Source organism: Cryobacterium sp. TMS1-20-1 (assembly GCF_004402355.1).
Taxonomy (GTDB): Bacteria; Actinomycetota; Actinomycetes; order Actinomycetales; family Microbacteriaceae; genus Cryobacterium; species Cryobacterium levicorallinum.
The window spans coordinates 33,803-52,673 of sequence record NZ_SOGF01000051.1 but is presented as its reverse complement, the minus strand read 5'-3'; the positions used below and the strand labels follow the sequence as shown (position 1 = coordinate 52,673).

19 protein-coding genes and 1 tRNA gene are annotated in these 18,871 nt (G+C 65.2%); 13 read left to right on the top strand and 7 right to left on the bottom strand.

What is annotated here, in order from left to right; translation table 11 throughout:
* Positions 1 to 28: 28 nt before the first annotated feature.
* Both E3O45_RS10855 and E3O45_RS10850 read right to left on the bottom strand, forming a co-directional pair.
* Positions 29 to 907, bottom strand: a complete 879-nt coding sequence (locus E3O45_RS10855; RefSeq protein ID WP_134443418.1) for an NAD-dependent epimerase/dehydratase family protein — start codon at positions 905 to 907, stop codon at positions 29 to 31.
* Between the two features lie 312 nt (positions 908 to 1,219).
* Positions 1,220 to 1,290 (bottom strand) — tRNA-Gly (locus tag E3O45_RS10850).
* Between the two features lie 71 nt (positions 1,291 to 1,361).
* On the opposite strand from E3O45_RS10850, the gene dcd reads away from it, so the two are divergent.
* Positions 1,362 to 1,943 carry a dCTP deaminase gene (gene dcd, locus E3O45_RS10845; RefSeq protein ID WP_104132984.1) on the top strand — a complete coding sequence of 194 codons (582 nt, stop codon included), beginning with the start codon at positions 1,362 to 1,364 and terminating at the stop codon, positions 1,941 to 1,943.
* 85 nt (positions 1,944 to 2,028) lie between these two features.
* Complete coding sequence (locus E3O45_RS10840; protein ID WP_092447970.1) at positions 2,029 to 2,550, top strand: hypothetical protein; 522 nt, start codon at positions 2,029 to 2,031, stop codon at positions 2,548 to 2,550.
* Between the two features lie 35 nt (positions 2,551 to 2,585).
* Here the strand turns inward: E3O45_RS10840 and E3O45_RS10835 are convergent, their stop codons facing one another.
* On the bottom strand, positions 2,586 to 3,386 hold the full coding sequence (locus E3O45_RS10835) for an isocitrate lyase/phosphoenolpyruvate mutase family protein (protein WP_134443417.1): 801 nt from the start codon (positions 3,384 to 3,386) through the stop codon (positions 2,586 to 2,588).
* Positions 3,387 to 3,482: 96 nt separating this feature from the next.
* Positions 3,483 to 4,529 (bottom strand): LacI family DNA-binding transcriptional regulator, encoded by a 1,047-nt coding sequence (locus E3O45_RS10830; RefSeq protein ID WP_134443416.1) that lies wholly within the window; start codon positions 4,527 to 4,529, stop codon positions 3,483 to 3,485.
* A gap of 132 nt (positions 4,530 to 4,661) precedes the next feature.
* On the opposite strand from E3O45_RS10830, the gene E3O45_RS10825 reads away from it, so the two are divergent.
* The 6 genes from E3O45_RS10825 to E3O45_RS10800 are packed head-to-tail and all read left to right on the top strand — an operon-like array spanning position 4,662 to position 10,881.
* Positions 4,662 to 6,290 carry an ABC transporter substrate-binding protein gene (locus tag E3O45_RS10825; protein ID WP_134443415.1) on the top strand — a complete coding sequence of 543 codons (1,629 nt, stop codon included), beginning with the start codon at positions 4,662 to 4,664 and terminating at the stop codon, positions 6,288 to 6,290.
* 32 nt (positions 6,291 to 6,322) lie between these two features.
* Positions 6,323 to 7,261, top strand: coding sequence for an ABC transporter permease (locus tag E3O45_RS10820; RefSeq protein WP_241980427.1), 939 nt, complete (start codon positions 6,323 to 6,325; stop codon positions 7,259 to 7,261).
* Positions 7,258 to 8,145: an ABC transporter permease gene (locus tag E3O45_RS10815; protein WP_134443413.1), complete on the top strand. Its 888-nt coding sequence runs from the start codon at positions 7,258 to 7,260 to the stop codon at positions 8,143 to 8,145. Before E3O45_RS10820 ends, E3O45_RS10815 begins: the two co-directional genes overlap by 4 nt.
* The gene (locus E3O45_RS10810) at positions 8,145 to 8,948 is read left to right on the top strand and encodes an ABC transporter ATP-binding protein (protein ID WP_134443412.1); all 804 of its coding nucleotides are present in this window, start codon (positions 8,145 to 8,147) and stop codon (positions 8,946 to 8,948) included. The genes E3O45_RS10815 and E3O45_RS10810 overlap by 1 nt, the downstream gene beginning before the upstream one ends.
* Positions 8,945 to 9,781 carry an ABC transporter ATP-binding protein gene (locus E3O45_RS10805; RefSeq protein WP_134443411.1) on the top strand — a complete coding sequence of 279 codons (837 nt, stop codon included), beginning with the start codon at positions 8,945 to 8,947 and terminating at the stop codon, positions 9,779 to 9,781. Before E3O45_RS10810 ends, E3O45_RS10805 begins: the two co-directional genes overlap by 4 nt.
* Positions 9,778 to 10,881 carry a C45 family peptidase gene (locus E3O45_RS10800; protein WP_134443410.1) on the top strand — a complete coding sequence of 368 codons (1,104 nt, stop codon included), beginning with the start codon at positions 9,778 to 9,780 and terminating at the stop codon, positions 10,879 to 10,881. Before E3O45_RS10805 ends, E3O45_RS10800 begins: the two co-directional genes overlap by 4 nt.
* A gap of 109 nt (positions 10,882 to 10,990) precedes the next feature.
* Here the strand turns inward: E3O45_RS10800 and E3O45_RS10795 are convergent, their stop codons facing one another.
* Positions 10,991 to 11,740: an SDR family NAD(P)-dependent oxidoreductase gene (locus E3O45_RS10795; protein WP_134443409.1), complete on the bottom strand. Its 750-nt coding sequence runs from the start codon at positions 11,738 to 11,740 to the stop codon at positions 10,991 to 10,993.
* Positions 11,733 to 12,605, bottom strand: a complete 873-nt coding sequence (locus tag E3O45_RS10790) for a fumarylacetoacetate hydrolase family protein (RefSeq protein WP_134443408.1) — start codon at positions 12,603 to 12,605, stop codon at positions 11,733 to 11,735. Before E3O45_RS10790 ends, E3O45_RS10795 begins: the two co-directional genes overlap by 8 nt.
* Positions 12,606 to 12,714: 109 nt before the next feature.
* On the opposite strand from E3O45_RS10790, the gene E3O45_RS10785 reads away from it, so the two are divergent.
* The 4 genes from E3O45_RS10785 to E3O45_RS10770 are packed head-to-tail and all read left to right on the top strand — an operon-like array spanning position 12,715 to position 16,224.
* Entirely contained in the window at positions 12,715 to 14,001 is a 1,287-nt protein-coding gene (locus E3O45_RS10785; protein ID WP_134443407.1) for an L-fuconate dehydratase, read from the top strand.
* Positions 13,994 to 14,950 (top strand): aldo/keto reductase, encoded by a 957-nt coding sequence (locus E3O45_RS10780; RefSeq protein WP_134443406.1) that lies wholly within the window; start codon positions 13,994 to 13,996, stop codon positions 14,948 to 14,950. Before E3O45_RS10785 ends, E3O45_RS10780 begins: the two co-directional genes overlap by 8 nt.
* Entirely contained in the window at positions 14,947 to 15,795 is an 849-nt protein-coding gene (locus E3O45_RS10775; protein ID WP_198418253.1) for an amidohydrolase, read from the top strand. Before E3O45_RS10780 ends, E3O45_RS10775 begins: the two co-directional genes overlap by 4 nt.
* 15 nt (positions 15,796 to 15,810) lie before the next feature.
* Positions 15,811 to 16,224 (top strand): RbsD/FucU family protein, encoded by a 414-nt coding sequence (locus tag E3O45_RS10770; protein ID WP_134443405.1) that lies wholly within the window; start codon positions 15,811 to 15,813, stop codon positions 16,222 to 16,224.
* Positions 16,225 to 16,273: 49 nt separating this feature from the next.
* On the opposite strand, the gene E3O45_RS10765 is transcribed toward E3O45_RS10770, so the two are convergent.
* Positions 16,274 to 17,143, bottom strand: a complete 870-nt coding sequence (locus E3O45_RS10765) for a sugar phosphate isomerase/epimerase (protein ID WP_134443404.1) — start codon at positions 17,141 to 17,143, stop codon at positions 16,274 to 16,276.
* Between the two features lie 212 nt (positions 17,144 to 17,355).
* On the opposite strand from E3O45_RS10765, the gene E3O45_RS10760 reads away from it, so the two are divergent.
* Positions 17,356 to 18,867, top strand: coding sequence for a sugar ABC transporter ATP-binding protein (locus E3O45_RS10760; protein ID WP_134443403.1), 1,512 nt, complete (start codon positions 17,356 to 17,358; stop codon positions 18,865 to 18,867).
* Positions 18,868 to 18,871 lie beyond the last annotated feature (4 nt).

Below are 18,871 nucleotides of genomic sequence, written 5' to 3'. Positions count from 1 at the left end.
CGCCTGGGCCTGACCGCCTGGGCCACCGTTAGGGGTGGCGGATTCCGCGTCCGGCCAGCATGGCCCGGTATCCTTCCCGGTAGGTGGGGTAGCTGAAGATGAAGCCGGTATCGCGCAGAAGCTGGTTGCTCAGTAGCTTGTCGCCGCCCCTTTGGCTTTCGCGGGTGCGCGTCGGCTGGTCCGACTCGTTCAGCGCCGACTCGTTCAGTGCCGGTTCGGGCAGGCCGAGCTCGGCGGCGAGAAAGGTCAGCACCTCGTCACTGCGCACTGGCTCATTGTCGACGCCGAGATAGAGCGGCGCCGGTCGCTCAGAACGCAGCAGCAGGTGAACGATCGCGGCGGCTGCGTCGTCCCGGTGGATGCGGTTGGTGTGGCGTGACTGGGCGGAGAGCCCGGCACCCGCGCGTACTTGGGCGATCAGGCGTTCACGGCCGGGGCCGTAAATGCCGGCCAGGCGCAAAACGGTGGCGGCGGGGAGTCTGGAGTGGAGCATCCGTTCGGCATCGAGCACGATTGAATCGGTGCCCGGTCTCGGATTCGCCGGGGTCTGCTCGTCGACCCGGCTGCCGTCGTTGACGTCGTAGACCGCCGTCGACGAGACCAGCAGCACGCGGCGCGGCGTGACCTGCGCCTCATTGAGCGCGTCGAGCAGGTTGCGCAGGCCATCAAGGTAGGCGGCGCGATAGGCCAGGGCCGTGGGGCTGCCGGCCGAGATCGCGACGACCACGAACTCGGTGTCTGGCGGGATGGCGGGCTTCTCGACGCTCAGGTCGATGGACTGGCCGGTGATTTCTGGGGGGAGCAGGCGTGCGTTGCGCCGCAGCCCGACCACAGTATGCCCCAGCCGCGCGAACCGCAGGCCAACCTCGGTGCCGAGGTCGCCGCATCCGGCAATGAGTACCGTCATCTGTCTCCTTGATTTATTCCACGCTAGCGGGCGCACCCTGACGATGAGCCCGCAGCGCCGCGAAGTGCGGGCATTACCATGAAACCATGCCTATCGTTCCTGACACGTCTGACTGAAGCTGGGTAATTGAACGCCCATGCCCGGCCGGTCGTTTTCGGGCCGGCGAGGTGGGCTGGTGACGACGCTCGGGGCGTACTTTCGGCACGACGTGGGTGCCGACCAACCTCGTCGCTGACTGGACAACTTTGGGTGGTCACAGTCCGGTTGCACCACACGAAGTTGTCCACTGAGAACGTGACGGTGCTTATTCGGAGCGGATGACGGGAATCGAACCCGCGCTATCAGCTTGGGAAGCTGAAGTTCTACCATTGAACTACATCCGCGCGCCCGACCGTGAGTGAACAACAATCGGAACGGTGCCAGCATATCAACCCGGCGCGGCTAGGCTGGCACCGTGCTGCTCTCAGATCGCGATATCAAGGCTGAACTCGACGCTGGACGAATCGGTTTGGAGCCGCTCGACCCCGCAATGATCCAGCCATCGAGCATTGATGTGCGCCTCGACCGCCTGTTTCGGCTGTTCGACAACCACAAGTACGCCTACATCGATCCGGCCGAGGACCAGCCAGAGCTGACCCGCCTGATCGAGACCAAGCCCGACGAGCCGTTCATTCTGCACCCGGGCGAATTCGTGCTCGGCGCTACGTATGAGCAGGTGACCCTGCCAGACGACATTGCCGCCCGGCTCGAGGGCAAGAGCTCGCTCGGACGTCTCGGTCTGCTGACCCACTCCACGGCCGGGTTCATCGACCCCGGCTTTTCGGGCCACGTCACGCTCGAGCTCAGCAACGTCGCGACGCTGCCGATCAAGCTCTGGCCCGGAATGAAGATTGGCCAGCTGTGCTTCTTTCAGCTCAGCTCCCCGGCCGAGAAGCCCTACGGCTCGAGCGAATACGGCTCCCGCTACCAGGGCCAGCGCGGCCCGACGGCGTCGCGCTCGTTCCAAAACTTTCACCGCACGGTCATCGACCGCTGACGCAGCCTTCCAACACCAGCGGATGCCCGCGGGCCGAGCAAACGTAATATGTCGAACGTAACCTCGCGTCGGGTAAAATCGGAGGATGACCTCCATGCCCACCCGATTCGATGAGGCGCTGATCGCGCACGGCCCCACGCCGGAGTATCCCGGGCGCATGCACCGCTTCGGCCAGATGGTCGGATCCTGGGCCGCCAAGGGTACCCGCCTCGACGAAACCACCGGAGAGTGGATCGAACGTGACTTCGTTTGGATGGTCGAATTCATCCTCGACGGGCGGGCCGTGCAAGACGTCGAAGTCGTTGCGAGCACGACGCATCCGTCTGGGTTTGAAACCGTCGCCACTACCGTGCGCGTCTACGACCCGTTCGCCGGAGCCTGGCGCGTGAGCTACTTCGCCCCGGCGCTGGGCGAATACTGCCAGCTTGTGGCCACCCCATACCGGCATGGAGTTCGTCAGGAGGGCACCCGCACGGACGGTCGCCCGATCCGCTGGAATTTCACCGCCATCACCCCCGACAGCTACAAGTGGGAGGGGTGGGTCTCCGCCGATGAGGGCGCGACCTGGCAACTCGTCGAACACAATGAGGCCACCCGCATCCGCTGAGAAACGGATGCTGATGGCCTCGGTGTCTGGGCGGCTTAGAGGGTGAACTTGAACCCGAGGTCGGCCGGGTAGTCGCCGAGGGCGGTGAGGTTCGTGGCCGCGGCCTGCAGTGCTGCGAGGGTGAGGCCGAGGGTGCCCGGGCCGAAACTGACCCGGCTGATGCCGAGTTCCGCGAGGCGCTTCAGCGGAACAAGTCCGGGCGCACCGATCACCGATATTTTGCCGTTGACCTGCTCGATCGCGCGGGCCACCTTGTCCTCGTCGGTCAGGCCGAGGAAGAAGATGACGTCAGCGCCGGCGCCGAGGTAGGCGTTGGCGCGGGCGACGGCTTCGTCCCAGTCGCCGCCGCCGGCCAGGGTGTCGACGCGGGCGTTGATGACGACGGGAATGCCGCTCTGCTCGGCGCCGGCTCTCGCGGCGGCCACGCGGGCGGCGGCGGTCTCGATGTCGAACTGCGGGGCCTTGTCGGCGCCGACCGAGTCCTCGATGTTGATGCCGACGATGCCGGATTCCTCGATCAGGCGACGCACGTTGCGGGTCACGCAGGCAACATCCGGTGCGTAGCCCTTCTCGAAGTCGGCAGAGACCGGCAGGTCGACGGCGCGGGCGATGATCGTGGCGGCGAGAATGGCCTCGTCGAGCGAGAGTCCCTCGCCGTCTGGCAGGCCGCGCACGTTCGAGATGGAGTGGCTCGCGGTGGCGAGGGCCTTCACGCCGGGCGCATCGGCCACGATCTTGGCGGTAATGGCATCCCACACGTTGGTGACGATGAGGGGCTCGCCGGGCACGTGCAGCGAGAGCAGGAGTTCGGCCTTCTGGAGCTGGGTAAGAGTCATACCCTTCAGTCTGACCGGCCTGCGCGCCCCGGGCGAGGGGGCCAGCCTTAGTTCAGCGGATGCTCAGGCAACTGCGGGTTGGCGCCCAGTCCGCGGCTACGCGACCGACGTGCGGTTCGTGGACTGCCGGGGTCTGAGCACATTCTCGATCATCGGCGGACTGCTGCGGGTATCGCCGTCGATGCGTCGCAGCAGAAAATCGACCGCGGCCTTCGCTGTGATTTCGGGCGTGAGGTCGATCGAGGTGATCGGCGGGGCGCTGTTGCGGGTCTGCTCGGAATCGGAGCCGGCCACGATCATGACGTCGGCCGGAACCTCGTAGCCGGCTCGCTGGAGCCGGCGCTGCAGACCCGCCGCGTGCCGCCCGGTCAGGCAGTACACCGCGTCGGGCAGGCTCTGCTCGCCGGCCGTGGCGAGCATCCGCTCAGCGATCGCTTCCCCGCCGGGTTCGCCGGCGGTTTCGTCCTGCTGGTAGACCGCAGCGGCCTGGCCGCGCTCGGCGGCCCAGGCCCGGTAGGTGCTCTCGCTGTCGGCGTTCCAAGCGTTGGTGTCGGTGCCGACGACGAGGGCGACGCGCCGGGCGCCGTGCTCGGTGAGGTGGTTGAGCACCGCGCGGGTGTCTGCGTCGGTGCCGAGGCCGAGCCAATCGGTGAAGTCGGCGCGCTCCACGTCCCGGCCGACCGTCACGAGCGGAATTCCGTTGCGCTGTAAAAGCTCGATCACGGGATCGTTGCCGAGGGGGTCGGAAATGATGAAGCCGTCGACGGCCAGAGCGATGCCGGGCACGTTCTTGGTGGTGGGGTCGCGCACGAGCATGAGCCCGAACCCGCGGTCGAGGGCTTCGACCGCGGCGGCACCGGCGAAACGTACGAAGTAGTCGACCCCGGCTGGCTGGTAGGAGTCGAGGGTGTCGAGCGGTCGAATGACCAGGCCGAGCACCCCGAGCCGGTTACTTTGCAGCCCGCGCGCGATGGCGTCCGCGCTGTAACCGAGGCGTTCAGCGACATCGAGAACGCGCTGACGGGTGGCCGCGGCGACGGCTCCCTTACCGTTGAGCGAGTGCGACACCGTGGTGATCGAGACCCCGGCTTCGCGCGCCACATCGTGGATGGTGACGCGTCTCCGTTCCGGCAACGAGTTCATACCTGCACGTTACCGTCATATTTCCGATAGCAAAACGTTTTGTACAAAAGCTGGCCCAAAACGTTTTGGTCAGTTAGGTTCTCATAAAAGCCCTTGCACGCCACAGCGTTGTTGATCAGTAGGAGCATCACCATGAAAAAAAGAACAGTCGTTATCGTCGGCGTTCTGGCCGTTGCCCTCAGCGGCTGCGCCGCCGGAAACACCGACGGAGCAGCGCCGAGCATCAGGACGGCAGACCTGGCCGTGACCACTCCGGCCGGCGGGGAACTCGACCTGGCCACCTGGAACCTCCCCTTCGGAGAGCCGGCTTCGCTCGACCCGATCAAGGCGTACAACTACGCGGAGAACACCGTCGTGGCCAACCTGTGCGAGGGCCTGATGCAGCTGCAGCCCGACTACACCGTGCAGCCGAACCTCGCGGAAAGCGTCGAGAGCCCGGATGCCTCAACCTGGGTGTACACCATTCGCCAGGGCGTCGAGTTCTGGGACGGCGAGACCATGACCGCCGACGACGTGCTGTACAGCCTCGGCCGTCAGCTCGACCCGAACGAGGGCAGCTACTGGGCCGGCGGCGTCGTTGACAATATCGCCTCGATCGAGAAGACCGGCGACTGGGAGATCACCGTCACGCTCATCGAGCCCGACTCCACCTTCAACTCCTATCTGGCCACCCCGATCGGCAACGTCGTGGAGCAGGCCCACCGGCTCGCCGCCGGCGAAAGCTACGGCACTCCCTCGGGCGGCGTCATGTGCACCGGCCCGTATTCGGTCGGCGCCTGGAACCAGGGCCAGAGCATCTCCCTGGAGCGCAACGACAACTACTGGAACACCGACAAGGTCGCCAAGACCGCGCAGGTCGACATCAGCTTCATTGTCGACGCCGCCGCGATCTCCAACGCACTGACCACCGGCGCCATCGACGGTTCCTATGACGTTCCGCTCGGCTCGATCGCCACCCTGCAGTCGGCCACCGACGGCAGCCTCATCCTCGGTCGTTCGCTGCAACTCATCGCGATCATCGGCACCGGCAACGGAGCCTTCGCCGACCCGGCCGTGCGCCAGGCGCTCATGCTCGCCACCGACCGCGAGGCGATCGCCGCGACGGTTTTTGAGGGCACCGCCGAGGCATCCGCTTCGCTCGTTCCGAACAACTCCTGGTCGTACGGCAGCGATGTGTTCGAACAGGGCCGGGCCGACCTGCCGTCGACTGCCGTCGACATTGAAGGCGCCAAAGAAGCACTGAAGGCGGCCACGACCGACCTGACCCAGCCGATCTCCATCGTCTACCCGGCCGAGCGCACCTACTACGCCGACATCATCTCGGAGATCTCCAACGGCGCCACCGCGCTCGGGCTCACGGTTGTTCCCGAGGGAGTGCCGAGCGCCCAGTTCGGTGCGTTCTTCTCCGACCCGGAGGCACGCGCCGGCCACGACGCCTTCGTCACCGCGAACTACCTCGACGTCGCTGACCCGCTCGCCTTTCTGCGCACGATCCTCGGCAGCACCGGCGGCCAGAACTACAACGCCTACAGCAACACCGAAATGGATGCCCTCCTCGCCGACGCCGGCGCCGCCAGCGACGACGACGAGCGCGCCACGCTCGTGAATGAAATTCAGGGTCTGGCCATGGACGAACTCCCGTGGATTCCGATCGTGGACCCGTCGGTGCGGCTCTTCCTCAACGACCGGGTTACCGGCGTGCCGGCCTCGTTCGTCTACCTGTACTACCCGTGGGCTGCCGACCTCGGCGCTGCCGAGTAGTCACTGTTCACCGCTGAAAGGGTCGTTCCGTGATGTTTGTTTTTCGTAGGCTGCTGGCGCTCGCCGGGGTGCTTTTCGTGTCGAGCTTTCTGGTCTTCGCCGCGATGTATGCCGCCCCCGGCAGTCCCGAGAACTTTCTGGTGCAGGGCCGCACGGTCTCGCCGGAGGTCCTTGCGGCCATTCGGGAACAATATTCACTGGACGACCCCTTTCTGGTTCGGTTCTGGAACTGGATCACCAATGTGCTGCACGGAGACTTCGGGCAGTCGCTGAGCAACCGGCAAGACGTGGGCGAACTGCTCGCCAACCGGCTGCCGACCACCCTGATGCTCGTCACCCTCGCCGCCGTGATCATTGTCGTGCTCGGCATCGGCCTCGGCGTCATCGCCGGCACGCGCGACGGCGCGATCGACAAGATCATCGTGCTCGGCTCCAACCTCGGCTTTGCCGTTCCCACCTTTTTCGCCGCGCTCATCCTGATGAGCGTGTTCAGCGTCGCGCTCGGCTGGTTTCCGGTCTTCGGCAGCGGCGACGGTTTCTTCGATCGCATCTGGCACCTCACCCTGCCGGCGTTCGCGCTCGCGCTGCCCTCGGCGGCCGTCGTCGCCCGCATCACCCGCACGTCTATCCGCGAAGAGCGAGACAGCGAACACTCCGCCATGTCTCGGGCCCGCGGAGTACCCAGCGGCCTGGTGCTGCGCCGTCACGTCATTCGCAATTCAATGCTGCCGGTGAGCACCATCGTCGGCGTGCACATCGCCGGACTCATCGCCGGATCCTTCGTGGTCGAGTACGCCTTCACCCTCGACGGCCTCGGCACCCTGCTGGTCGGGGCGGTGCAGCGCAAGGACTTCGCCGTCGTGCAAGCGATCGCCATCATTCTGGTCGCCGCCTTCGGCATCATCAACCTGCTGGTCGATCTGCTCTATGCCAGTATCGACCCGCGAGTGAGATTGGGGCTCAACGCATGAGCACACAGATTCTACCCACCCACACTCGACCGCCCGCCACCCCGCTCGCTCGCTTTCTGTCGGCCCTCTACGAGCGGATGGGCGTGCTCGGCCTGATCGCGATCGGCATCGTTCTGGTCGTGCTGCTCGGCGCCGTGCTCGCCCCGGTGATCGCGCCCTACGACCCGACCGTCGGCTCGGTCACCGAGCGCTACAGCGGCATGACCGCGGCGCACCTGCTCGGCACCGACCAGGCCGGCCGGGATATTTTCTCGCGCCTGCTCTGGGGTGCCAGGTCGAGCCTGGCCGGGCCGCTCATCGTCGTAGCGGTCACGGCCGTGCTCGGCACGCTCATCGCCTTGGTCAGCGTCTGGTGGGGCGGGCTGGTCGACTCCCTGCTCAGCCGCGTGCTCGACCTGCTCTTCGCCTTTCCCAACCTGCTGCTCGCCGTGCTCGCCATCGCCGTGTTCGGGCCGAGCCTCACCACGGCCGCCCTGGCCCTGTCTATCGCCTACATTCCCTACACGGCACGGGTCATTCGCAGCATGGCACTGCGGGAACGCAACCTGCCCTACGTGCAATCGCCGCAGTTGCAGGGCATCTCCGGTGTCGTTATCACGGTGCGTCACCTGCTGCCCAATATCGCGCCGCTGATCGTCACCGGCGCCACCATCAACTTCGGATTCGCCATGATCGAACTCGCCGCGCTCTCCTTTCTCGGCCTCGGCGTGCAACCGCCCGCCGCCGACTGGGGACTCATGGTCAGCAACGGCCAGCAGTCCCTGCTCAAGGGGTATCCGGCGGAGAGCCTGCTGGCCGGGCTGTGCATCATGCTGACCGTCGCCTCACTCGGCTATATCGGAGAGAAGCTCGGCGGCCGCGCCGCCGCGGGGAGGAAGGTCTGATGCTCCAGATCGACAACCTCTCGCTCACCCTGGCCGGCAAATACGCCGACCTCTCCATTCTTCGCAACGTCTCCCTCACCGTGGCCACCGGCGAGGCCGTGGGGCTGGTCGGGGAATCCGGCAGCGGCAAATCGATGACTCTGCGCTCGATTCTGCACATGGCCCCGGCCAATGCCACCGTCACGGGGCAGATCCTGCTCGACGGCGAAGGCGTGCTCGGCCTGCGGGGCGAAGACCTGCGACGGATGCGCTCCCGCGACGTGTCGATGATCGCCCAGAATCCACATGCGGTGCTGAACCCCGTGCTTCCGGTGGAACGCTATCTGCTGGAGGGCATGCACGACGCCCAGGGGCTCGCCACCAGGGCCGCAAGGATCCGGGCCGGGGAGCTGCTGGAACAGGTCGGCATCGATGAGGTCGATCGGGTGCTGCGCTCCTACCCGCACCAATTGTCGGGCGGCATGCTGCAACGCGTCGTCATCGCCGGCGCCATTGCGGGCAAGCCCCGGCTCATGCTCGCGGACGAGCCCACCACCGCCCTCGACGTGACCACTCAGGCCGAGGTCATGGCCATTCTGGACGATTGCCGCCGCGAACTCGGTATGGCCATGCTCTTTGTGACCCATGACCTCGACCTGGCGGCTGCGGTGTGCGATCGCATCAACGTAATGAAGGACGGCGAAATCGTGGAAACCGGCGTGCCCGAACAACTGCGGGACCATCCGAAGCATCCTTATACGCGCGCCCTGATGGCATCCCGCCCCGCCGGAGTCAGCTGGACCCGCGCGGGAGGACAAGCATGAGCCAGACGACTCAACCGGCCATCGTCGTGGAGTCGCTGACCCGGATCTTCCGCACCGGCCGGGGCCGCACGGTCACGGCCCTCGACGGCGTTTCGGTGACGGTCGAGGCCGGCAGCTGCCTCGCCGTGGTCGGCGAATCCGGGTCGGGAAAGACGACACTCGCGCGCATCATCGTGGGACTGGAGCGGGCCGATGCCGGCACGGTCACCCTGGTCGGTCGCCCGGTCGCCCCGAAGGCTCGCCGCCGGGAGCTGCGCAGGCGCGCCCGGCAGATTCAGATGGTGTTCCAAGACCCGCAGAGCTCCCTGAACCGCCGCCTGCCGGTGAGTGCCGCGGTCGACGAGGTGTTGCGGGCCCACTCTAGCCTTGGCGCTCGCGCCCGGCGCGAAATGTGCGCCGAGCTGTTCGAGCAGGTCGGACTCGAGTCCCGGCACCTCGGCGCCCGGCCCGACGAGCTCTCGGGCGGTCAGCGGCAGCGGGTGGCGATCGCTCGCGCGCTCGCCGCCGATCCCGCCGTGATCGTGCTCGACGAATCGGTCGCCGCCCTCGACGTGACCGTGCAGGCGCAAATCTTGCAGCTGCTCGCCGAGCTGCGGGCAGCGAAGGGCCTCACCTATCTGTTCATCACGCACGACCTGTCGGTGGTTCAGCAAATCGCCGATCACGTCGTCGTCATGCGACGCGGCGTGATCGTGGAGCGGGGAACGACGGCGGAAGTGCTGGGCAACCCCCAGCATCCGTATACCCAACTGTTGCTCGAGTGCGCGCCGCGCCCCGGCTGGAAACCCCAGCGTGGCATGATCCATGCCCTGCGCGAGGAGATCGCCTCATGAGCCTGCACGGCCTCGGCCGCCCACTTGCCCCGCAACTGCTCAGCATTGATTCGACGGATGCCTACGAGCGCGGCCGCCAGCGCGGCCTGCGGCTGGGGGACTCCCTCGAGACCGGCATTGGCATCTATCAACGCTTGTTCGCCGGGGCCGGCATCGACCTGCGCGTCGTTCAGGCGAACGCCGAAAGCGCCATCATCGCGACCGAAGCGTGGAGCCCGGCGCTCGCCGCGGAACTCCGCGGTACGGCTGATGCGAGTGGTCAGCAGTTATGGAAGATCGCCGCCCTGAACGCGCGCACCGAGATTCTCTCTGGTGCAAGCGGAGCGAGCGGTACCAAGCCGGGCGAGTGCTCGACCATCGTCAGCACCCGGGCCAGCCCGGTCGGCGCGCAGACCTGGGACTGGCACGATGAACTCGCCGGCTGCTGGCACCTGCAGCACGTGCAGGGCGCCCCGCACAGCTTCGTCGGCCTGACCGAACACGGCATTCTCAGCAAGATCGGCATCAACGATGCCGGGGTCGGCATCATGCTCAATATCCTCGGCCACCAATCCGACCGCGCCGACGGCGTGCCCGTGCACCTGGTTGGCGCGCGCGTGCTCGCCGAGGCAGGCACCCTCGAAGAGGCGCTTCAGATTCTCCAGACGGCACCGGTGAGCACGTCGAGCGCCATCACTGTGCTCACCCCGGATGCCGCCGTGACGGTCGAGCTCAACCCGACCGGCTCGCAGGTGGTGCAGCCGCGCAACGGCATGCTGCTGCACACCAACCACTTTCTCGACGGGGGCCTCGGCCAGGGCGAGAAACCGGGACTCTACGACCCCGACTCACAATTGCGGCTCGGGATGCTCCTGGAGCGAACCAGGGTCGCGCCGTTGCCCACGGTGGCCGCCGACCTCGTTCCCTACCTGGTTTCGCGCCCCGGCGACGTCGCCGAACTGTGCTGCGTGCCCGCCCCCGGCGCCACGCTGGGCGACCGCTGGGCCACGTTGGCCACGATCACCCTCGATGCCGCGGCGCGCACGATGACCGTGTCGGCCGGGTCGCCTCTGGCCGCCGTCGACGAGAACGCGCCCGTCACGACCCTGGTCGCGGGGTAGCGCGCACCGGCATCCGCTCACCGCGCCCGTTACGGGTCGCCGCGCCAGTTAGAACTGGCGCGAGGGCTCGCAGCTGGCGCGATGACGCTTCTGGCCAGAATGTCGGGCGTCACTCCGGCCGAAGCCGCAACTGCTGCATTCCACCGTCGACCGCCAAGGAGATGCCCACGGTGGAACCGGAACGTGGGCTGGCCAGATACGCCACCGCGTCGGCGACCTCGATGGCGTCGACCAGGCGGCCGTGCGGCTGGCGAGCGTTGAGAGCGGCTCGCTCGGCCTCGGGGTCGGCCGCCTTCTCAAGCAGACGGCCGATCCAGGGGGTGTCCGCCGTACCGGGGCTCACGCAGTTGACGCGGATGCCGTCGGACAGGTGATCGGCGGCCATCGCGCGGGTGAGGGCGAGCACTGCGCCCTTGGAGGCGCTGTACAGCGCACGCTGCGGCAGCCCTGCCGTGGCCGCAATCGACGACGTATTCACGATTGCCGCCGACGGCGAACGGAGCAGCCACGGCAGCGCGGCGCGCGTGACCCGGGCGATGCCCACTACGTTGATGTTCAGAACGCGCGCCCACTCCTCGTCGTCGTTGTCAGCGATCGTTCCCTGAGCGCCGATACCGGCGTTATTGATGACGATGTCGATTCGTCCGAATTCCGCCCCGACCGCGGCGATCGCGTCGTCGACGGAGGCCGAGTCCGCAATGTCGGTCCGCACCGCGAAGTGCTCCGCAGCCGCCCCTTGCGGGTTCAGGTCGAGCACGGCCACCCGGGCACCGCCGGCGTGCAGGCGGTCGGCGATCGCGGCGCCGATTCCGGACGCGCCGCCGGTGACGACGGCGACGAGGTTCTCGAACTCATTCATGCTGGCGCCTTTCAATGGAGGTCGGGACGAAATTCTGGCGTTGTCGACCGAGCCCCTCGATTTCGATTTCGCAGGTGTCTCCGGCCTGGAGATAGGGAAAGCGTCCCGACAGCGCGACGCCCTCCGGCGTGCCGGTGAGCACGAGGTCCCCGGGCTCGAGCGTCAGATACTGGCTCAGGTGCCAGATCACGTAGTCCACGCTGAAGATCTGGTCCGCGGTGGTCGAGTCCTGCCGCGGCTCGCCATTCACCCAGCTGCGCAGGGACAGGTTCTGGTAATCGACTTCATCGGGCGTCACCAGCCACGGGCCGGTCGGGTTGAAGCCGGGCGCGCACTTGCCCTTCGACCACTGCCCGCCGGAGACGCTCATCTGAAAGTCACGTTCCGAGAGATCATTGGCGGTGACGAAGCCCGCAATATGGCCGAGGCTGTCTGCCGGACTGGCCAGGTATGACGCACGGCGGCTGATGACCACGCCCAGTTCAACTTCCCAATCGGTTTTGGTGCTCGTGCGCGGAATCTCGACGGTGTCGTTGGGCCCGACCACGGTATTGGGAGTCTTCAAAAACATAATCGGGATCTCGGGCGGAAGGGAGCCGGATTCGGCCGCATGAGCGGCATAGTTCATACCAATGCAGATCACCGCGCTCGGTCGGGCGATCGGTGCCCCGATCCGCAGCGCTTGCGCGTCGTTCAGCGAGGGGAGGGAACCCGCCGCCAACGCCGCCCGAACCGCCGTCGGGCCGGTGCCGGCGAGGAAGACACCGTCAATGTCCGCGGTGATCGTGGTCAGGTCAAAGTACGTGCCGTCGACCAACACCGTTGGGGTTTCCTGGCCGATCGGACCCAGGCGGGCAAACTTCATGGGGCCAACTCTCGTCGTTGAGTGTCCGGCAGCACCGGATCAAGTCCTCGATTGACATTCTATACATCGGATGTTTAGGCTCGGGGAGCTGACCAAGGAGAAAAATTTCGTGAGTAAAATTCTGGCACTGCAGACCAGCGACGTACGCTTTCCCACCTCCACCTCGCTCGACGGCTCCGACGCGATGAACCCGGACCCGGACTACTCGGCGGCGTATGTGCGCATCATCACCGATGCGGAGGATGGCCTGGAGGGGCACGGTTTCGTCTTCACGATCGGGCGCGGCAACGATGTGCAGGTTGCGGCGATCGACGCGCTGGCGGAGCATCTGGTCGGCCGCAACACGGAAGACCTGCTCGCCACCATGGGCGCGACCTGGCGCGAGTTCGTGTGGGACTCGCAGTTGCGCTGGCTCGGACCGGAGAAGGGCGTCATGCACATGGCCATCGGCGCCGTTGTGAACGCGCTCTGGGATCTGAAGGCGAAACGCGCGCAGCTGCCGCTGTGGCAGCTGCTCTCCCGCATGACACCGGAGCAGCTGGTGGAGCTGGTGGATTTTCGCTACCTCACGGAGGTGCTCACCCCCGACGATGCGCTGCGTATCTTGCGCGCCGCGGTGCCCTGGCGGGCCGAACGTGAAGCGGAGCTGCTGGCATCCGGTTACCCCGCCTACACGACGACGCCGGGATGGTTGGGCTACAGCGACGCAAAGCTTGCCCGACTCGCAGCAGAGGCGGTCGATGAGGGATTCGGCATGATCAAGCTCAAGGTCGGCGGCAACCTCGACGATGACATTCGACGGATGCGCCTGGCCCGGAAAACGGTCGGACCGGATATTCGCATCGGTGTCGACGCCAACCAGCGCTGGGGCGTCAGCGAGGCGATCGAGTGGATGTCGCACCTCGCCGAATTCGATGTGGCCTGGATCGAAGAACCGACGAGTCCGGATGACATTCTCGGGCACGCGGCCATCGCCCGCGGTGTGGCGCCGATTCCCGTTGCGACCGGTGAGCACATGGCCAATCGCATCATGTTCAAGCAGTTTCTCCAGGCCGATGCCCTGCAGGTGCTGCAGATTGACGCCACCCGCGTGGGCGGGGTGAACGAGAACATCACGATTCTCCTGCTGGCCGCCCAGTTCGGCGTGCGCGTGTGTCCGCACGCCGGCGGGGTGGGGCTGTGCGAAGCCGTTCAGCACCTGTCAATGTTCGACTTCGTCGCCGTCTCCGGCACCAAGGACGGCCGGGTGATCGAATTCGTCGACCACCTGCATGAACACTTCGTCACCCCTGTCGCGTTGCGGGGTGGCGCTTACCAGGCTCCGACGGCGCCGGGGGCCGGCACCGAGATGCTGGCCGCCAGCCGCGACGAGTACGCTTTCATCAGAAATGACTGAATTCACTCCCGGGCGGCTCGGCTATGGCGCGGCCAATGTGGGAAACCTCTACCGGGCGATAACGGATGCCGAAGCCAGCCTGATTCTGGGCGCGGCATGGGACGCCGGAATTCGGCACTTCGACACCGCCCCGCACTACGGCCTCGGCCTGTCGGAGCGTCGCCTCGGTGCGTTTTTGGCCACAAAATCGCGGGATGAATTCACCGTGTCGACCAAAGTGGGCCGACTGTTGCGGCCGAACCCGGAGGGTGCGGGCCGGCTCGATCTGGACAATGATTTCGCGGTGCCCGCCGAGCTGAAGCGCGTCTGGGACTTCTCGCCCGACGGCATCCGCAGCAGCCTGGATGAGTCGCTCGAGCGCACCGGCCTGGATCGCTTTGATGTGGTCTACCTGCACGACCCCGAACGCAATGACCTTCAGGACGGGCTCGACCGGGCTATTCCAGCCCTGGTCGGGTTACGCGCGGCCGGGCTGGTGCGCCGCATCGGGGTGGGGTCCATGGCCACGGCCGCGCTGCTGGCATGTGTGCAGACTGGCGCGCTCGACCTCATCATGATCGCGGGCCGGTACACGCTGGCCGATCAGTCGGCGCTGGCCGAGGTCGTACCGGCCTGCCGACACTACGGCGTCGGAATCGTCAATGCCTCCGTGTTCAACTCCGGGCTGCTCGCCACCGATCGCCCCGGATCGGACGCCCGCTACGATTACGCCGACGTTCCGGTTGAATTGCTCGCCCGGGTTCAGCGCATCGCCGCAGTCTGTCAAGATTTTGGGGTGTCACTGCCCGCCGCCGCACTGCAATACTCGCTGCGCGACAACATGGTGCGCTGTGTCGTGGTCGGCGGGAGCAGCCCACACCAGCTGGCCCAGAATGCGCAGCGGATGGCCGAGGTCATCCCGAGCGAACTCTGGCAGCGGCTCACCGAACAGAACCTCATCCCGGCGTGACCGCACCGGGCGAGCGCATCGACGCGCACATGCACCTGTGGGATCTGACCGTGTCGGAGTACGGATGGCTCGGCCCCGAACACGGCGCCTTGTACGCCAGCTGGACTGCCGAGCAGGCGCAGGTTGAACTCGCAACGGCCGGAATGGACGGCGCCGTGCTCGTGCAGGCGGAGGATTCACTCGTCGACACGGCGTATCTGCTCGAGGTGGCGATGAGCCACCCCTGGGTTCGCGGCGTCGTCGGCTGGGTTCCACTCGAGGATGTGCGCAGGAGCATCGATGCCCTCGAGCGCTGGGGCGAGCACCGGGCCTTTTGCGGTGTGCGCCACCTGATCAATGACGACCCCCGAGCGGATTTTCTCGACCTGCCGCAGGTACGCGAGTCTCTGTCCATCCTTGCGACGCGAGGACTGCCCTTTGACCTTCATGATCCCTGGCCTCGTCATCTCGACCAGGCCGAGCGGCTGGTGCGCGCTCTGCCCGAACTGACGCTCGTGGTCGACCATCTTGGAACGCCGCCGCGCGGTAGGGACGATTTCGCTGATTGGCGGCGGTCCCTCAGCCGGGTTGCCGAGCACCCCGGAACCGTGGCGAAATTCTCCGGATTACGAACCGAGACGGCGCCGTATTTGATCGATGCACTCCGAGACGTCTGGCAGATAGCCCTCGACCTCTTCGGCCCCGACCGCCTCATGTATGGCGGCGATTGGCCCATCACCGAGCCGCACGGGGGCTACCAGCCAACCTGGCAGGTGATCAGTGAGCTTGCCGCTGAACTGAGCCCGCCGGAACGCGCGAGCATTCTCGGCGGCACCGCCGCACGGATTTACCACCTGACCGACTAACGATTGGAACCTGCAATGCTCATTGGAATCAACCCACTCCTGACCGGCGATCTGCTTAAGCACCTCGAGGAAATGGGGCACTCGGACAAGGTCATCGTCGTGGACGCTCACTTTCCGGCCGCACGGCTGGCCAACCGTCTGGTGGAGCTTCCCGGCACCACGGCGCCGGAGGTTCTGGCTGCCATCCGCAGCGTCTTACCGCTGGATGATTCCCCGGCGGTGGACCTCATGACCTCGGCCGATGGCGCGGTTCTTCCGGTGCAGACTGAGCTGTTGGAAGCGGCGCGGATCGACCTGACCGGCGCCCGGTTCGTCGACCGATTCGACTTCTATCGGGATGTCGCTGATGCCTATGTCATCGTGCGCACCGGCGAAACGCGCACCTACGGTTGTGTCATCGTGCGCAAAGGGCTCGTCGGGCACGAGTAGCCCCTATGCGCCTTCCGGTCGCAGCGGCGGCCGGAAGGCCAGGGATGGCTTACTGGAGTGAAATTGACTGCACGGCCCGGAGCTGGTTTCGGATGAAGGTATTGGCGTGTGCCGCTAGGTCATCGGAGTCTTCCCAGAGGTTGCGCCAGATGCCGAGGGTGCGGCTGAGATCACGATTGACGACGGAGGAGGAGAAGGACTCGAACACAATCGGCCCGTCATAGTTGATCCGTGCCAAGCCACGGAAGAAGGATCCGAAGTCCACGGTTCCCGAACCCAGATAGCCACGGTGGCTCTCTCCGATGTGCACGTATCCCAGCCGGTCGGCGACGTCGAGCACCGGGGAGAACAGATCGGATTCCTCGATGTTCATGTGGTACGTGTCGAGGTGCACGGAGACGTTGTCGTGATCGATTTCGGTAAGAAATTCAAGAGCCTGCCGCCCGGTGTTCATCAGATTGGTCTCATACCGGTTCACGACCTCGAGGGAGAGATGAATTCCCTGGTCGGCCGCACGCGAGGCCAGACGGTTGATCGCGGCCGCACTCGATGCTCGACCCGACACCGTAGCCGGCTCCATGTACTTCTGCATCGCGCTGTAGATGACACCGCAGAGCCGTGTGCCGCCGAAGGCCGAAATGATGTCCAGACACTCTTCCAGCATCCTCTCCCCGGCAGCGACACACGCGGGGTCTGAACTGCTCAGGTCGGTTGATTGACTCAATCCCAGTGAGGCGGTCGCGGCCAAATCGTGCTCGGCGAGCAGTCGCGCTGCCAGTTCGCGGTCAAACGTGAACGGGTCCATGAGCGGAATTTCGATCAAATCGAAGCCCGCGTGCTTGGTTTTCTCAATGGCAAGGGTCAGCCCGGCTTCGTCGAAAGACCCCGTAAACACTAGGGCGTGGGCGCCAATTTGCATGTGGACTTCTCTCTCACAAGTTCTTCATTGAATTTTGCATTGCCAAGAACCAGCACGCCCGGTATTGCGAACGGTCCAGTTTTAGATACATTAGGGTACAGCTCTGACCCAATACCAATTTATGTGAAATTGGTCGGATCTTTACGGCAATGTCTGCCATGATCAAGTGGCTGGTAGCCGAGGTCCATCCTCCGATGAAGTAGGTGATGTGTATGTCAAACCAATTATTGAGAGTCACCGGAATCAGCAAAAGCTTTCCGGGCGTTCAAGCGCTCAAAGACGTTCAATTCGAACTCAACAGTGGTGAAGTCCTCGCGCTCGTGGGCGAGAACGGTGCGGGCAAGTCGAGCTTGATGAAGATTCTTTCGGGCATCTACGCCAAGGATGAGGGCAGCATCTTCCTCGAGGGCGTCGAGGTGAACATCGACAGCCCCAAGACCGCGCAGGCCTTGGGGATCAGCATTATCCACCAGGAGATGAACCTGATGGCTCATCTCACGATTGCGCAGAATATCTTCATCGGGCGCGAGCCGCGCGAGGGACTGTTCCTGCGGGAGCGGGCACTCAACCTAAAAGCAGATGAATTGCTCAAGCGCCTGGGTATCAACCTGGACCCGACGGCCCTCGTTGAAACGCTCACTGTCGCGAAACAGCAGATGGTGGAGATTGCCAAGGCATTGTCGTTCGACGCGAAGGTGCTCATTATGGATGAGCCGACGTCGGCACTGACGGATGTCGAGACCGAAACGCTCTTCACCCTCATCGAGGGCCTGAAGAAGACCGGCACAGGAATCATCTACATCTCGCACCGCATGGATGAGCTGCTGCGGATCACCGACCGCGTCACCGTTCTGCGGGACGGTGAATACATTGGAACTCTGCAAAAAGCAGAACTGGATATTCCCCGAATCATTGAAATGATGGTCGGTCGACACATCGAGGCCAGCGCGCGTCCGACAGCGCGTGATCGCGCCGGCGACGAGGTGGTGCTCAAGGTTGAAGGCCTGAGCACGCGTCGGCTCGTCAAGGACGTCTCATTCGAACTCAAACGCGGCGAAATTCTTGGCTTCGCGGGAATGATGGGGGCCGGCCGAACGGAGGTCGCCCGGGCGATCATCGGGGCTGACGCGGCTGAGAGCGGCCGAGTGCACGTCAACGGCAAGCCGGTCACGATCAAGCAGCCGGCCGACGCGGTCGCGCACGGAATCGGCTACCTCTCAGAGGACCGCAAGGCCTATGGCCTCCTGCTGGAGCAGGACGTGAAGACCAACATTCTGCTGGCCTCCCTGCGCGATTACACCGATGCGCTGGGTTTCGTGCACACACTGAAGGGCAAGCAGAAGGCGAACGAATACGTCGCGTCTTTGCGCATCAAGACGCCGTCGATTTCGGCAACGACCAAGAACCTGTCCGGCGGCAATCAGCAGAAGGTCGTCATCGCGAAATGGTTGGCGCGGGACTGCGACATCCTCATTTTTGACGAACCGACCCGGGGTATCGACGTTGGAGCCAAGGAAGAAATCTACAAGTTGCTCAACGACCTCGTAGCCCAGGGCAAGTCGATCATCATGATCTCCTCTGAACTACCCGAAGTGCTGCGTCTGTCACACCGCATCGTGGTGATGGCCAACGGACGGATCACCGGAATACTCGACAACGAAGATGCCGATCAAGCAAAAATAATGGACTATGCCACCCGCATGGGCGACGAGAAAGTGTTGTGACGGC